At 40.3% G+C, this 16319-nt stretch carries 16 protein-coding genes and 1 pseudogene; 2 read left to right on the top strand and 15 right to left on the bottom strand.

What is annotated here, in order from left to right; genetic code table 11:
- From OCV96_RS17365 to OCV96_RS17320, 10 genes are all read right to left on the bottom strand, one after another.
- Complete coding sequence (locus OCV96_RS17365) at nt 1-423, bottom strand: winged helix-turn-helix domain-containing protein (RefSeq protein ID WP_006859233.1); 423 nt, start codon at nt 421-423, stop codon at nt 1-3.
- Between the two features lie 116 nt (nt 424-539).
- Entirely contained in the window at nt 540-818 is a 279-nt protein-coding gene (locus OCV96_RS17360; protein ID WP_055264245.1) for a hypothetical protein, read from the bottom strand.
- A 50-nt stretch (nt 819-868) separates the two neighbouring features.
- Nucleotides 869-1552, bottom strand: coding sequence for a DUF3879 family protein (locus OCV96_RS17355; protein ID WP_055264243.1), 684 nt, complete (start codon nt 1550-1552; stop codon nt 869-871).
- An 80-nt stretch (nt 1553-1632) separates the two neighbouring features.
- A complete protein-coding gene (locus OCV96_RS17350; RefSeq protein ID WP_172679188.1) occupies nt 1633-2055 on the bottom strand; it encodes a hypothetical protein in 423 nt (140 codons plus the stop codon).
- A gap of 43 nt (nt 2056-2098) precedes the next feature.
- Nucleotides 2099-2716 carry a hypothetical protein gene (locus OCV96_RS17345; RefSeq protein ID WP_006859236.1) on the bottom strand — a complete coding sequence of 206 codons (618 nt, stop codon included), beginning with the start codon at nt 2714-2716 and terminating at the stop codon, nt 2099-2101.
- Nucleotides 2717-2776: 60 nt separating this feature from the next.
- Nucleotides 2777-3268, bottom strand: coding sequence for a hypothetical protein (locus OCV96_RS17340; RefSeq protein WP_055306800.1), 492 nt, complete (start codon nt 3266-3268; stop codon nt 2777-2779).
- A gap of 132 nt (nt 3269-3400) precedes the next feature.
- Nucleotides 3401-3961: a hypothetical protein gene (locus OCV96_RS17335; protein WP_055264241.1), complete on the bottom strand. Its 561-nt coding sequence runs from the start codon at nt 3959-3961 to the stop codon at nt 3401-3403.
- An 18-nt stretch (nt 3962-3979) separates the two neighbouring features.
- Nucleotides 3980-4813, bottom strand: a complete 834-nt coding sequence (locus OCV96_RS17330; RefSeq protein ID WP_055264239.1) for a hypothetical protein — start codon at nt 4811-4813, stop codon at nt 3980-3982.
- The gene (locus OCV96_RS17325; protein WP_006859239.1) at nt 4803-6209 is read right to left on the bottom strand and encodes a sensor histidine kinase; all 1407 of its coding nucleotides are present in this window, start codon (nt 6207-6209) and stop codon (nt 4803-4805) included. Before OCV96_RS17325 ends, OCV96_RS17330 begins: the two co-directional genes overlap by 11 nt.
- 11 nt (nt 6210-6220) lie before the next feature.
- Nucleotides 6221-6931, bottom strand: a complete 711-nt coding sequence (locus tag OCV96_RS17320) for a LytR/AlgR family response regulator transcription factor (RefSeq protein WP_055264237.1) — start codon at nt 6929-6931, stop codon at nt 6221-6223.
- Nucleotides 6932-7417: 486 nt separating this feature from the next.
- Between OCV96_RS17320 and OCV96_RS17315 the strand changes: the two genes are divergently transcribed.
- The gene (locus OCV96_RS17315; protein ID WP_055264235.1) at nt 7418-7759 is read left to right on the top strand and encodes a MobC family plasmid mobilization relaxosome protein; all 342 of its coding nucleotides are present in this window, start codon (nt 7418-7420) and stop codon (nt 7757-7759) included.
- Nucleotides 7708-9078 carry a relaxase/mobilization nuclease domain-containing protein gene (locus tag OCV96_RS17310; protein WP_055264233.1) on the top strand — a complete coding sequence of 457 codons (1371 nt, stop codon included), beginning with the start codon at nt 7708-7710 and terminating at the stop codon, nt 9076-9078. The genes OCV96_RS17315 and OCV96_RS17310 overlap by 52 nt, the downstream gene beginning before the upstream one ends.
- A gap of 396 nt (nt 9079-9474) precedes the next feature.
- Here the strand turns inward: OCV96_RS17310 and OCV96_RS17305 are convergent, their stop codons facing one another.
- From OCV96_RS17305 to OCV96_RS17285, 5 genes and pseudogenes are all read right to left on the bottom strand, one after another.
- Nucleotides 9475-9678: a transposon-transfer assisting family protein gene (locus tag OCV96_RS17305; protein WP_055264231.1), complete on the bottom strand. Its 204-nt coding sequence runs from the start codon at nt 9676-9678 to the stop codon at nt 9475-9477.
- Nucleotides 9679-9682: 4 nt separating this feature from the next.
- A complete protein-coding gene (locus tag OCV96_RS17300) occupies nt 9683-14560 on the bottom strand; it encodes a YodL domain-containing protein (RefSeq protein ID WP_055264229.1) in 4878 nt (1625 codons plus the stop codon).
- Nucleotides 14561-14776: 216 nt separating this feature from the next.
- The gene (locus OCV96_RS17295) at nt 14777-15250 is read right to left on the bottom strand and encodes a winged helix-turn-helix domain-containing protein (RefSeq protein WP_330672255.1); all 474 of its coding nucleotides are present in this window, start codon (nt 15248-15250) and stop codon (nt 14777-14779) included.
- A 135-nt stretch (nt 15251-15385) separates the two neighbouring features.
- A pseudogene (locus OCV96_RS19680) lies at nt 15386-15601 on the bottom strand (ACT domain-containing protein); the annotation flags it as partial.
- A 125-nt stretch (nt 15602-15726) separates the two neighbouring features.
- Nucleotides 15727-16233: a hypothetical protein gene (locus OCV96_RS17285; protein ID WP_055264227.1), complete on the bottom strand. Its 507-nt coding sequence runs from the start codon at nt 16231-16233 to the stop codon at nt 15727-15729.
- Nucleotides 16234-16319: the final 86 nt, after the last annotated feature.

Below are 16319 nucleotides of genomic sequence, written 5' to 3'. Positions count from 1 at the left end.
TTACAGACCGCTGCTTAAATTTTTGTTGAAACGATAGCCTACACCCCATACCGTCTGTATGTAAACAGGCTTGCTCGGGTTATCCTCTATCTTTTCTCGTATGTTGCGTATATGGCTCATGACAATGTTGTAATCGCCGGAATAGGATTCCTTCCACACAATGTCATAAATCTGTTCCTTGCTGAACACTATTCCCGGATGCTTTGCAAGAAGCTTGAAAATCTCAAATTCCGTATAAGTAAGCTCTATCTCCTGATTTTCCCGAATGATCACCCGTTGAACTTCATCAATCTTAAGACCTTTGAAATTCAATAGATGATTATTCAAACCTGACATCTGAATGATTTCCTCTCTGGTATTTATCAACGATAATATGTGGCTCATCATATCATCCTCATTATCTTCAAATGTCAGAACTAACATTTTCCCATACACATCACCTGCCTTATTACTTTTATATACTGCCTAAGTTCTGGAAAATTCAAAAGAATGATTCCCATATCCAGCCCAGCAGTATGTTATCTGCTGTTTGTTTTTTCTTATTCATTTTCCCTATATCCTATAACGGAAATTACTTTTTCGTTGCATACGATATATGCTACTTGCTTTCCCTCACTCTTTAATTCTGTGGCACATTCTTTTATGTTTTCAGTAAACCGAGATTGAGAACTACAAGTAACAACAATTTCTTCATTACCCAATTTTGTATTATTAGATATTTCTGATAAGCTATCTAAAAACATTTTTTCTAATTGTTCTAAACTTATCACATTAGCAGGTAAAAAAGAAAAAATATCTAATACTTTATATTTACCCATGTAATCCACCTATCCCTTAGCTCCGCAAGCATTATTTAATGCTACAGTTTTTAAATACTGACGTCTATTGATTTCTTCACAAAACTGCTTCCACTTCTTGCAAGTGTGCTTTCAATGGACTCTCTTGTAATGCCATCCAATGCTCCAGACGGTATCGGATCACCCGCTTTCCATGAGGGATCAGCAGCTTTCGCCGCTGCTGCAAATGCCTGCCTGTATTGATGTTCATATTGCTCCATTGTCCATCCCGCTGACAAACGGTCATCTTTGTTCATTTTTCTATATAAGTTAACATATACATCTTCCCTCTTTGTGGTATCACCATTCAGAGTGCCATTATCCCTTAAAAATTCCTTCTTTGCCAGTTCAAACATTTCTTCCCGGCTGCTCTCCAGAATAGAGATGATATGTTTATAACTATTTCTGTTCTCATCAGTTACAGCAAGCCCTGTTAATCCGGTATTCGGATCAACCCAATCTCCATTTTTATCATACTGGCTCATTAGATTCTTGATCGCCTGAACATTCGTAAACATTGCACCATTTCCATTTTTCATCATTTCGCTAAGTGCCGCTTTGTACTGTTTACTGTTTGTGTCAATCCCTGCTGCTTTTAGTTGTGCCTGTACGGAGCTACTGTTAATTTGGGACAACTGAATGTTGTTGACTAAATTCATCCTTGATGTCCCAAACATACTCTGAAATAAGAAACTGTAATCTGTAATTCTCGGCATAATTGCAACCTCCTTGTCAAATTAAATGTGAAATCCGTTTCATTACAACTAATTTTAAATCTTTATATCCAAATTGATGCCTATACTTCTAAGAAGTTCTGAAATCGTTTCACCAGTTCATCTAACTGCATCTGCTCCCGACTTGTTCCATTATAATTTTCAATCGGATCAGAAACAAAATAATTTCCGAACCCTGCCAGCGCATTTTCAAAGCTGCTTTTGAAGTTTTCTTTGCTGCTTACATCAAGATTTGCAAACATCTTGTAAATATCACTGTTCGATTCCTTATTTACTTCCACGCTGTCTTTTCCTGTCGTATTCCTTGCCGGAGAGCTTCCCACTCTGTAAGCAGGTTCTCCATGCTCCTGATAGAATTTCTCTCTTTCAATTTTTACCTGCTTTGCAACAAACTCAACCATACTGTTCACTTTATTGATTTTCTCCTCTGCCTGTTTACCGTATGCAGTTGTTATCTGTTCTGCTGCTTCATCAGATAATCCCATTTCTTTACAGGCATCTTCAAGCATTACTCTAACTCAAAAAATATTACTCCTGTTTTTTATAATACCCCGTTATCATGAGTGGCATAATATTTTCTATATCATTTTCTGTCAGCTGATAACCTATATTGCTGCGCTCTTGAAAAAATTCATTTAAAGGCTTTTTACTAATTAACAGTTTTTTCCCTTTTCCATTATCTTCCTCGTCTCCCCAGTCAAATTCCGTCCAGTAACCGCCTGTTCCATCTTCGTGAATAAATACTCCTGTACTTTTTACAATTCCTCCTGTCATTTTACTCGTACAGCCCAATCCTTCTATTGACTCATATACTTTTTGCCTAAACCTACTATCTGTTTGCATTCTCAATAGAGATTTCTTAGAAATGACTACATTTCCAGCTCCATAAAATTTCCCACTGTCAAGCATCGCTAGATCAAAATTTTCGGCAGTTTGGTCTGTCGTATTACATGCATAATCTACAACATGAAGTGTAACATTAAACTTTTTGCAAATTTCCTCCTGCATATCGCTAACACTCTGCATAGTATTTATTTCATTTAAGAGTCTGCTAAAGTCCCCAGAAACAACTTCGGCATCTCCTGAACCTTGCTTTGTTGTAATTGCCGCTAAATTACTCAGTATTTCAAGTGCCTGTATATCCATAATTTTTTCAACCTTTCTGCAATTCCTCTGTCAGCTAGAATCACTTATACTCACATCTGATTACAATGGCATTACACCTCCATCTGCTGATTTATACGCTTTTACTATCGACATAATATCAAAGGAGTTACCATCTGAATCAATTGCATAAAAACTGTAATTGCCACTTTTATCTATTTCAAACTCAATATCGTTGCCATCAAAAGCAAACTCTTTATACACACTATCATTCCAAAATACAACTATTGTTTGCGTGTTTTCTACTTCACCAATAATCTTATCTTGCTCAATTAGTATCTCATATCCTTTTTCTAAACGATACCCCCAAGAATACTCCCGAAACACCAAATCATTATCTGCATATCCTATGTCACTCTCATAGCTATCTTTATTACTTTTTACCCCTTGAAATGTTTCCTCTTTACTATTCAATATATTATTTGTTATAGATGTGTCATCGTGCCTTAAAGCGCTTTGACCCATATCATTTGCTATTAAAAACCTAATTATTATCATAAAAATGCTTGTAATTGTTAAAACTATTTTTTTCAATTTATTCACCACCTTGCAATTCAATATCTTAAAACTCCGTTTCCGGCTGCTACCTGTTTCTGCAATTCCTCTGTCAGTCAGAATTGCTTATGCTTTCTCTTTTTGAGTCCAAGCATTCTCTTTTTACATTATTTATAAAATACTTTTCTTTTTATATTCCGTTGCCATAACTCCTTGTCTTTCTATCTCTTCAATCATCTCCTGTATATCGTTTTGCAATAAGGCTTTTATATCGCTCCCATTCATTATCCTTACTTTTTCAGTATTCTTTGATCTCTCCGAAGCAGCCTTCTCTCCACCTACATCCGGCTCTAATGTGGCAACTACCTCTCCATTATCATCAAAAACCAGTGTACATTTTTTTACAGGCGGATTAAGTGTCTGCATCGTTAGTTTAAATTTATCGCTGCTATAATCCGCAAGCATATCATAAACTTTTTGTCTTAATACTGTGTCTGTATTCATTCTGTACAGCACATCACTTGGAATGTAGCACTCAAAATAGCCATTTGCAGCACCCACATCAATATGAAATTTATTATATATATCTTCTTTTACACAGTTTATCTGCTGTTCCCTTAGAGTCCCATAAAAATCCTTTTCTACATTTATATCACCTGAAATAGTATTCACATTTTGTTTTTGCACAATTGCTGTTATATTACTCAGCATTCCAAGTGCCTGTATATCCATACTTTTAAACCTCCTCGTTTAAAGCTTTTGACTTTCTATCACGCTCTTACTAAATGTACTTATTGTATCCTCGTAGGCTGATACAGCGGAGGCAGAAACACTTGCTGACTGAAAAGCCGACATATTTACAGTGCCCTGCTCGTTCTGCATTTTTTCCATGAAAAAACTCTGCAATCTCTGCCTACTTTCCAACTGACTTTGGAGAAAATTATCCTGTGCTTGTGCCCTGCGTGCCTGTGCCCTTTTAAGTGCTTCTTTTTCCTGCTCCGCTAACAATTCTTCCATTTTTTCATGTCGTTTTTCCCACCACGATTTCTCATTACCTGAAATATTGGAACTACTGTTTCCTACTGGTCCTGCATATCCATAACATTCTTCCGGCGATGCTCCGATAACATCATAGCTGACATTATTTGATCCGGCAGGCAGGCTGCTTACTGAATATGCTGAACGAACCCGGTTCAAAACATAGTTTTCATACTCCGGATCACTTTTCATCCTTTCAAATGCTTCTTCTTTAATCACTGTTGCTCCCGATGAATATGTAGAACGAACCCACGCACTTACAGGCATCTGTGACATTTCATTCATAACCCACTGCTTATATTCATCCATTGTCATTTCCTCTTTCGACTTATTGGAAATGGAGCTATCATATGTAAACCCACTATAATTTGGCGGATACGGAATAACCATATCCCCCGCCCATGCAGAGGCAGTTGCTGTTGTATTCTGACTTTCCCCTGCCTTTTGTACTTCACTTGCAAAATTGCCTTCCCCTGTTGTTTTCATACTGCTGTTCATATAAGCGTAGGCAGTTGCGCCAATACCATTTACACCACTAATACTCATTTTCTGTTCTCCTTTCTTGTAACAATATTGTTACACTAAACTCATTTTTCTTTACCTTAATATCTAAATCTCCCATGTACTTCTCTACTTCTCTCTTTACATTGGATAATCCTATTCCATGTAAGGAAATATCTTTTTCTTTATCGGAAACTGGAAGATTTGTATTGCTATCAAACTTGATTTCCCCGTCAAAAGAATTTCTTACTTCTATCAGAAAAAATTTTCTTTTTTGTTTTCCAGACAGCGTAATATATCTTTCCCCCGTATTCATTTTTTCACAGGCTTCAAGTGCATTTTGCAACAAATTGTTGACGATAATTCCAATATCATACGCATCATATCTGTCTGATACCGGATAAGAGAACTCTGATTGAAATTGTACTCCCTGTTTGCTTGCTGCTTTCTGCTTATCATTTACAATCACATCCGTAACAGCATTGCCTGTCTGAATAGTTATCTCAAACACATTCATACTCTCATCCATTTTTGACAGATATTGTTGCATATCCTCATAATTGCCACTCTCCATAAGTCCCTTGATATTCGTCAAATGATTTCTCATTTCATGCTTCATCTGCCGTATTCCGTTATAAAACTGCTCTACTTCCTCCATTCGCTCCTGTATTGAATGAACCTGTTGTTCTTCAATAAAATGCTTTTTCTTTTCTTCCTGAAGTTTTTCCATCTCCTGATAGGACACTATTGTGATTAAAATTCCTGCATAGAATAAAATTGCAATTACTGGCACTATTCCCAGAAATATTGGATATTGTTCATAAAGTTGAAAAATCAAATCATCTTTCACCACTATCCAAAGCCGGACAATAATATTTCCAAATAAAATTGCTACTATCGGTGTCAAAATCAGATAGCACAATTCCCTTATTTGCAGTTCTATCTTTTGTTTTCCTAATCGGTGTCCAACAACAAAAAGCATAATTAAAAACAAGAAGATTCTAAATGCGGCAATAAAAATGTAATTCAATGATGCATTACGAAAAATATCCTCTACTAATGTTTTTTCCTGCACCCAATATCTGCTTGTAAAGAAATCTATACTTTCCACAATCAGCATACTTAAATTTCTAATGCAGAAAAATATAATCCCCATAAAAAATGTAAAATTTCTATTCATGCCTAAATAGCCAGAAGATGCCGTCAATAAAATTATTACAATCATCAAACCTAACCACCCATAAGCAGGAACAAAGTTTCCAATAAGGGATATGGCTATATAACTTCCAAAAACTATTAGTATCTTTTTTAATTTACTTCCCTGTCGTTCTTTCTTTTCTGTCATAAATGGATAGAAAAAAGCTGTCAGACAGACTGCATATAAAAAAGTTTCAATTCCGCCTATTATATTTTGGAACAACACAAACTCTGTTTCACTCATCCGCTGTCCTCCTACTGCATATACCGGAGATATGCTTTTACAAAGTCCGGATATTTATATTTTGAAATCAGCAGCTTATCTCCATTGACAAGCGTTACTTCTGTCTTGTTGTACTCATCTATGCAGGCAAGATTGACTAAATATCCCTTATGAATACGGAAAAACTGTCCCTGCAATTCTTCTTCCAAATCTCCGAGCTTTGCATAATATTCCAGTTCTTCCTCATTCATATGAATTACAACTTTGTGGCTCTGGCTTTCCAGATAGTAAATATGATCTAACGGTATAGCCTTGCTCGTATTGGCATATTGGATAACCAGCGTTTTCTTCTGCTGCTCCGCTTCTGATATAATCTGTTCGGCTGCCCGCCGGAAAACTTGGGCAAATCTCTGTTCATCAATAGGCTTTAACAGGTATTGAAATGCTCCTACATCAAAAGCATCATAGACATATTTTTCATAGCCTGTAACAAATATAATAATTGGCTGCTTTGTAAGCTCCGTTGCCCTGATCTGTTTTGCCATGCTCATACCGTCCATACCGGACGCAACGCTTTTCATTTCAATATCCAGAAACAGCAAATCATGCTCCTTTTGATCTGACAGGTATTCATCAGTGGAAGCATACTCTGTGATTTCACATTCTATGTTCTGTTTCCTGACAAGTGATGAAAGATAGGTTCGTATGTTCTTTTCATCATCACATATTGCAATTCTTATCATGTTCCACCTCTTTTTTCTTTTCGATTATTATATCGGAAATTATATAAAAATTTCTGAAGCCGATAGCGCAAATGGACAGTTTAATAGCGCAAGTGGACAAAAAATAGCTAAAGTAATTCTATCAGCCCAAGATATGTGTTCCAATCAGATTGCCTAAGCAATCGGAACACCGACACACCCTTTTGGAGTGTCGAAAACACACATAGCAAGCACTGCCTGTGTCATGACACAGGCGAAATCCCCCACACTTTCCTATCGTCTGTGTAGTTGAATTTCCATAGGGAAGTATCCCTAACCCTCTCTCGATTTTTCTTCGATTACTCTTCATTTTACCGTCGAAATGCATTGACCTTTCCTGCCGTTTTTGCTACAATTTGCTATGGGTAATTACACCCAAAATTGAATAAAACATGAAACAGACTGTTGTAAAAATCGAACATTTTACAGCAGTTTTTTTGTACCCAAATTTAGAAAGGACGTGGCACAATGGCAAACCGAAACCGCACTAATCCGGTGCAATTTTATCTCAGTGATGATGAGCAATACATTCTCAATACCAAGTTCAAAGCATCCGGCATGAAAAGCATGTCAGCCTTTTTACGCAAACTGATTTTATATGGATATGTGTATGATGTCGATTACAGTTATCTGCGAAATTATAATACGGAGTTGGGACGTATCAGCTCCAATTTAAACCAGATCGCAAAGAGGGTAAACAGCACCGGAAACATTTATCAAGAGGATATAAACGAAGTAAAGGAGTTGATGAATAAAGTATGGCGTACACAAAAATCCATGCTATCAAAGCAACCGTTGATAAAGCGATAGACTACATCTGCAACCCCGAAAAGACCGATGAAAAAATGTTCGTTTCCTCTTATGCCTGTTCTCCGGAAACCGCAGCTTATGACTTCAAATATACCCTCGACCACTGCCGGGAAAACAGTCCCAACAAAGCCTATCATCTGATACAGGCTTTTGCTCCGGGAGAGGTCGGTTTTGAAGAAGCGCACCGCATTGGAAAGGAGCTTGCAGATAAACTTTTAGAGGGAAAATATTCGTATGTTGTTACCACCCATATTGACAAAGAACACGTTCATAATCACATCATTTTTTGTGCCGCTGACAACATCGAACACAACAAATATCACGACTGCAAACAGTCCTATTACCACATCCGTAAACTGAGTGATGAACTGTGCAAGGAACACAATCTTTCCGTCATCATTCCGGGTGCGCAGCGTGGCAAAAAATACAAAGAATGGCAGTCTAACAAGAACGGTTCTGCATGGAAAACGCAGATCAGAAAGGACATCAATTTCTGCATCAAGTCGGCTTCCACTTACGAAGAATTTCTGCTTCTGATGAGAGCCAAAGGGTATGAAATCAAGGGGGAAACTTTTGAAGAAGGAGCTGCCAAATACATCTCATTCCGCCCTCTGGATAAAGAGCGTTTTGTGCGTGGCAGTGCAAAGTCTTTGGGTAAAGAATACACAAAGGAACGTATCAGGGAACGCATCGAAAGGAAACGGGAGCGAAAGGCAGTGATCCCCAAAAGGGACTACTCTGCCCGCAGGCTCATTGACACCTCGGACGAGAAATTTCAGAACAGTCCGGGACTGCAAAGGTGGGCTGCCATCGAGAATTTAAAGATTGCCGCACAGAGCTATAATGAAGTCGGCTCCCTTGCAGAACTGGAACACAAAATTGCGGTGAAAACCGAAGCCGGAAAGTCTGCAAAGCAGAGCGTGGTGGAACTGGAACACCGCATCAAAGACCTTGCGGAAATCATCAAATACGCACATCAGTACAAAGACAACCGCTCCTATCATATCGGCTACAAAAAAGCCAAGAATCCTGACACATATTTCCGCAGATACGAAAGCCAGATTATACTTTATGGCGGCGCCAGACGTATGCTGGAACAGGCGGGCATAAACTTAAAGGGCTTGAATGTCGATAAACTGAAAGCAGAGTATCAGGAACTGATGAAGCAGAAAAGTGAGCTGACTTCCACCTATAAGGATTGCGAAAAGGAAGTGCGTGAGCTGAAACGGAAACAGGAAAATCTCAATCAGTATCTCGGACGGACACAGCCCGATCCTGCACAGGATCAACAGGAGAAAAAAGATACTCCGAACCTGTAAATGGGCAAAAAATAGAGGTGCGCTGGCACCCCTATCCTAAACCTCTTGCAAAATCTGCAAGGCTGGTTTATAATCAGATTAGAAAACCGAAGGATATTGGAGTGTCCAACGGTTGCACAATCGGAAACTTATAAAGCGTTAAGTTTATTAACGGATTACAGGCTATCCCCTATTGGCGTAGAGGATAGCCTTTCCGTTTATTTGCGGTTATGTTTATTGTCTATGTATGTCAAGGCTGCAAATACAACCAGTAAAAGTGTAAGCACTTCTAAAGTATTCATACCGACCTCCTTTCTGTTTCCAGAAAGGACAACCGCAAGACTATCCCTACTGCTCTAATCTGACTGAAAAACATTATATCATGTGGTGTCGAATTTTGCTAGTACCGACTCACATTCATTCTGCCGCTTCCAGAGAAATTTCTGCAAATTCCTCATCTGTCATGTTCTGGAGCTTACCTAACACCTGCTCTCCAAGCTCCTCCATATCGCTATCCTTTATGTGCGGCATTACCTGTCTAATCTGTCCAATCATATCCGTCCTGTCCTGTGTCTCAAGCACACACATGAAATTGATTTCTTCTACTGTGAATTTACTCATCTTCTTACATCTCCCTCTGTGATTTTTTCTCGGTTTCCTTTTCCGGTGAAGTACGTTCCGCCTTATCCCTCTGCTCTATGACTGCCTTTTTCTCTGCCAACTTCTCCTTTATGGAAATTCTGCCTTTGGTCTGCTCCTGTTCCTTTTTCTCGGCTCCGTTGTTTAATACATTATCAATCATGTTGTAATTCTGTTCGGTAAGCTCCTCCACCTTTGCAAGCGGCTTGTATTCTGCCAGCTTGTCAAGCAGCTCCTTTGCCCTTCTCGCAGTCTGAACCGCTTCGCTGTCATCAATCTCCACACCCTGTCCGAAAATGTCCGTAATGCCCTCTCTGACGCCTTCAGAAATGACCGCATTGAGAAAGTCATTCAGATACCCAGTATTTCCGTTTCTGATGTCCTCAGTGATGTTGGCAACCTGTGCTTCTCTGTCCTCAACCGTATCCTGATACTGATAAGTGTCATAATCATAAGAAAACTGGTCTATCTCCGTAGCAAGGATAGCCGCCTGCCACTTCTCCAGTGAACCACGCACCTCAATGTCCGGTAACTTGTCAATCAGCTCCGCTATAATCTCGATTGCTTTCGGATCGTCTGTTATGTCCGGTACATAATCCAAGACCTCCAGATCAATGACCTTGCCGGAGAGAATATCCATTTCCACGTCCTCATAATGCTCGGTTCCCTCGGTATGTATGTTGATGCCGATGCTCGGAATCCCATTCATTCGCTCCGGCGGTATGCTTTTCCACACAGCGATTGCTTCCTCCACGCTTGCGATATTCTCATGGAACTCTCCCAGACTGTGAAATTCGCCACACTCTGCAACCGTTAAGGTAACGGTTTTCTCCGGTGTGGCTTCCACCGCAGACGCTTTCTGCATTGCCTGTTTCTCTGCAAGATAGCTTTCCACTCTCGGAAGATAAGTTGCAAGTGTTCCGGTCTTGCCCTCTGTGATAGGATTGATGTCAACCTTTATGCCGCCGATCATAAGACCGTCCTCGTTAAAGGCATTGAATAGATCATCCTCATGCTCCCTGCCCTTATACTCCACAACCACATCCAGATCGGAGCCTGCTTTCTCCAGACCTCTGCATCTGCTTCCGGACACCACCACATCCAAAAGCTCAACATCTATCTCATACTCGTCGAGCTTTGATTGCAGATATGCCCATACCGTCTGCTCTATATCATCCTGTGTCTGTCCGTTGATCCCATTAAATAATTTCTCTGTCTTTGCCTTGAAATCAGCAACAACATTGTCTGCTTCCGGCACTTCCTCCCGGATACGCTCATTTAACTGTTCACGCTCCACCGCTTCTGTTTTCTCCATAAGTTCCTCATAGTCCACCGGAATACGCTTATCCTGTTTTGACAGTCCAAAGTCCTCCAGAATGTCCTTTAACGCCGCATGAATGGAAATATCAGGATTATCATACACACCACCGTCAATCAGCCTGTAATCCGTATCAAAAACGGAATAATCATATCCCTCCGTACAGGTCTGTATACTGACAAATTTATCTTTTATGGAAAATGCCATCTGCTCCGGCTCTTTCACCTCAAAATACGGATTGTCCCACTCCGTAATCGGTACATCTTCCTCGATGTGCTTCTGATTGGCAGTAGGCATTAACTTCTCCATCTTTCCCTGTTCATAGAGCGTATTGAACCGGCTCATATAAAGGGAAATATCATCAAGACCGCCTTGTTTTAATTGATGTTCAAAACGCTGCTTCACAAAGTCTTTCACTTCCTCCGGTGACATATCCCGGTGGACTCTTACTTTTTCGATACCGATACTGTCACTCAACGTCTGCAAATCGTCCATGAAGTGCTTACTTTCCTTTGCTTCACTGCTGTGGGTAAAATCAAGGGACAGGACGTTTTCGTTATTCCTTACATGGATTACATCAAACTCAATGCCATGCACACTGACACCAAAGGTTGTCCTTGCCTTGTCATCACTGTACTGCGCATCCTTGCCACGATAAGTCTGAAATGCTTCCATTGCTTCAGAAATACTGTCAAAACGCTCCAGCTTGCTCCTTTCCGGACTGTTCTCTGCCCATGTGCTTAAATCGGCAATGACATAGTAGGATACCTTGTCATTTTCAATGTCCATGTGCTTCTGAAGCTGTCTTGCTTCCATGATGCGCTCAAGCTGTGCCCTTCCGTTTAACATATAGGAACCGATGTTATTTTCCTTGTTCAAAGGCATATTCGCCATTTCCCGCTCTGATTCATAGAGTGCCGCAGCAGCTTCCTCATAAGTATCGTAATGCACTCCTGCAGGCGTGATGTCCTTGATCTGGTTCTGCAAATGCAAAAGCCTGAAATCCCCGTCCGCATACGGATCGTCAATGGCAAAGTAATTCTGTTCAAAGTCGAGCGTACCGACCTCTCGCCATTCGTTGTAATTGACGAGGAACACTTCATTTTCCCTGTCCGGTTCATCGTTTGCGTGTTCCTGTGCTATCTCCGAAAGTATCTCTGTCGTTTCATCAATGACCGAAGTCTGTTCTTTTGTATGCTCTGCCATAAGCTCCTTTGTAAACTCCGGTACTTCCCTGTAACCAAAGGAATCCACATAATGGCTTGTGTTCTCTCCGTTCTGATGAAGCACCACCACATCGCTGACAGAAAGGGAATGTCCCCTAAAATCTGCGGGGCGATCTATATTAAAGCGGGTGTAAATATCTTCAAGGCTTGTGCCTTCCTCTAACGGTGCGGTATAAAGCAGATCATAATTCTCCTTTTTGACCACAACGCCCTTGCTTTCAAGATAGTCCATTCCCATAAAGTGAATGTCTCTTGCTTCCTCTGTATCTTTGAGCTGATATATGCCAAATCTGTCCTCACTGCCAAATAAAAGCTGTTCTACCCTGTTTGCAGGGCTTTCCTCTAACTCCTGTTTCATACTCTTGTGTTCCAGATAGGCGCTCCAATCGTCCTTTTCCACACCGAAAATGCCCTCATGCTCCTTTAATTCTTCCGAATCTTCAATGAGCGTTTCGGAACCGTCCTCATGGAGCTGATACACAGCCACATCTTCCCCAAAAAGTTCTGTTGCCTTATCCTTTGTCAAAGGTAGCATTTCATTCCAGGAATAACCATACTCGTGCATCTCGGAAAGACCTATCATGCCATCCGGAAGGGCATCAATCTCCGCCTGTGCATCTATGACAGTAAGCGCTTCATTGACAGGCTGATTTTCTATCATGTATGCAAGTTTCTCCGCCAATTCTCTTGTCTTTTCCATGTCATCGAGCTTGTAATTGTAATTCACAATCAGATTTCTCTCATCATCCGTAAAGACCGTTGCCCCATGCTCCATGCGGTTGATAAGGTTCTCTGCCTGCTGTATGGCAGACAATTCCGTTGATGCACTCACGCCTGTATCTGCATCGTATGCAAAATCAAAAAACTGCGGTGCGTGTTCATTCAGTCCGGCACTGGAACTAATCAAAGTCATTTCTGCCCCATGTTCTTTCAGATACGCATTATAATCTCCGTCCCACTCACTCTCATTAAGCACAGCCATATCATAAAGCAGCTTTTTAACTTCGTCCGGGGACATATTTGTGATTTTGGAAATCTCCCATTCGCTTCCCATCGAACCGGAGAATTTTACCACTACATCTCCGGCGGCAATCGGCTCCATAGACTTATCATAGATTGCCTTTCGTTCTTTCATATCCACAAGCTCCTCTGTGTCAGTATTGTAGCGGACATCAAGGTGGTATTCTCCAAATTCTTTTGTATTTTCGTTGGCAATCTCGGTAGTCCATGCCCCTTTACTCTCCAGATATGCTTGAATACTCAGCTTATCGTCCTCACTCATGGCTGAAAGAACGTCCATAAGTTCCTGTCTGTCCATGCCCATAACACTCACAAGACTGTATTTTGTCAGATCATCATTCTGTATCAGAAGTATACTCTCCTTATTCTGCTCCTGCTCCACTGCCCTGTCCTTCTGTAACTCTGCTAACCTGTCCTCAATGCCTGTGATCAGCTCCGAAGCGGTCTTTCGTATGGTATCAAGGGCAGATTTCAATTCTTTCATATCCCGGTCACTGCTCCATCCGGCGATATACCCAAAGGAATAGTCCGAGGTATCAATGCCGAAGTGCTGGCACACCGTATAGGCAACGCTCTCTGCTTCCACTTCCTTTGTGTTGCGGTCTTTGTCTAAGACCGCATCTATATCCTGATTCTGTTCCCGGTCATGGAGCTTTGCGTGTGCCACCTCATGGATAGCGGTCTTTACGGTCTGGCTCTGGCTCATGCCCTCCTGTATGGCAATCCGGTGGTCTGTGGTGTGGAAATATCCCTTTGCCTCCCCTTCTATATCTTCATAGGTAATGGGAACCGGGGAAACCTCCGTAAGTGCCTGCATAAAATCCTCATAGTCCTCCACGCTTCCCGAAAGCTCATTTACCCCTATATCCGGCAGCTCTTTTCCGTCCGTCTGTGACACATCAAAGACCGGAACCACACGAAAGGCGGGTATCTTAATCTCCACTTCCTCCGTAATGGGCATTCCGTTCTTATCAAGCATAATCTCTCCCGTTACCGGATCAAGTTTCTCCTGTTCTTCCTTAATCTTGTACGGTGCCGGAGCAAGGATACGGATACCCTTTTCCCCTTTCTTAACGTGCCTGTCAAAATTCTTCTGCCAAGCCTTAAATCCGGCCACTAACGTAGCGTCAGGCTTTTGCATTGCGATTAACATGGTATTGTTAAAGCTGTAATTGTGGAATTTTGACATGGTATTCAGATATGTCTTGTACTTCTCGCTTTCAAAAAGCTCCTTGATACCCTGCTCCAGCTTCTCCGTTATTTCCTGTACTTTCTGTTTTTCTGTTTTAGCATCTGCCATTGTATTTCCTCCATCTGCTTATTTTTTGCATGACAAAAGGCAGCCATTATTGACTGCCCTTGCACAATTACGATATTCACTTATATCTTTATTATTACTGCCCTGATTCGTTTTGATTTCTGCAATGTACTCCTGTCTCCTTTCTGCACCTGTCGCTGTAAATGTTTTTTACAAATAAAAAAGACAACCAAGATTTTGTTTCTTAATTGCCTGTTTCTATGCTATCAAATTTTTATTGAAACGATAGCCGACGCCCCATACCGTCTGTATATAGATTGGCTTACTTGGGTTATCCTCTATCTTCTCCCGGATATTCCGGATATGGCTCATGACGATGTTGTAATCACCGGAATAGGATTCCTTCCACACAATGTCATAAATCTGTTCCTTGCTGAACACTATTCCCGGATGCTTTGCAAGAAGCTTCAAGATTTCAAACTCGGTATAGGTAAGATCTATCTCCTGATTCTCCCGAATTATCACCCGTTGAACCTCGTCAATCAGAATACCTTTGAAATTCAACAGATGATTATTCAAATCTGACATCTGAGTAATTTCATCTCTGGTATTTATAAACGATAGTATGCGGTTCATCATAGCATCCTCATTATCCTCAAATGTCAGAACTAACATTTTCCCATACACATCACCTGCCTTATTACATTTATCTACTGCTAAAGCTCTGGTCAATACAAAAGAATAATTCCTATATCCAACCAAACAATGTGGTACTTGCTATTTGATCTTTCTTATTTATTTTTCCTATATGCTATAAAGGAAATTATTTTTCCGGTTGTTCCAAACTGCTATCCTCTTAACAATTTGTTATTCTGCAACTCTATACCCTGTTTTTGACAACAGCTCTATTGCTTTTGAAAAATTTTTTGATTTTATTAAAACATAATCCGTATTAAACGTAGATATAGCAAAAATGCCTATATTATTTTCTGCCATCAGGCAAGATATTTTTAAAAGGATTCCGATTAAGGAAAAATCCAATGTTCCCTGTATTCTGAATGCCTTCCATTCATCATCTCTCTGTCCTCCTTGAGATATAGAATCGAAATCCTTTTCTGCAATTACTCTTAATCTGAACTTCTTTCCTTTTGCAAAAGGAGTGAATAAAGCCTTTCCCTCTTATTCACCCACTCATATTCATAATTTGTTTAAGAAATTACTGCATTCTTTCTCCTGTATGTATCATTATCTTTCTGGCTTAACTCCCCCTCAATCTGAGCCAGCTTTTTCTCCAATACCTTAACCTTTTCTTTGTCCCCCGCCGCAGCCTTTATCTGCTGTTCAAGCTGTTCCTTTTCCTCCTTGAGTTTCTCAATCTCTCTGTCAACATTATCTGTATTTGTCGTACATTTCTCTGCCTTTTTCGCTGGCTCCTCCTTTGGTTGAACATCTTTCGCCTTTGCGACTCTCTTAGGATCATCATACATTACTTTTGGATTACCATTTTCATCTTGCCCTAAACGATACAGACCACTTGGCTTGCTACCAGATTTTTCGCTACTAATATACTCGTCCTTTGGAACGGGAATACCTTCGTTTTTATCCTCCCCCCTTTGATCTTGTGAAGCTTCTTTTACTTTATCCTGCCCTGTCTGTACCCTATCTAAATACTCATTTTTGTAATCCTTATAATTACTGCTTATTTCCATTGACATAAAACGTCCTCCCATAATAATCTTTGTTTTTCTCTTGTTAACTCGCTTTTTCTCACATTTTCATTTTTTCATAGAGATTGCTTCTA

Origin of the sequence: Waltera acetigignens, from assembly GCF_025567015.1 — a bacterium.
In the GTDB taxonomy this organism is placed as follows: Bacteria; Bacillota; Clostridia; order Lachnospirales; family Lachnospiraceae; genus Acetatifactor; species Acetatifactor acetigignens.
Note: the sequence above shows the minus strand (reverse complement) of the source record. Positions and strands in the feature narration are given on the sequence as shown.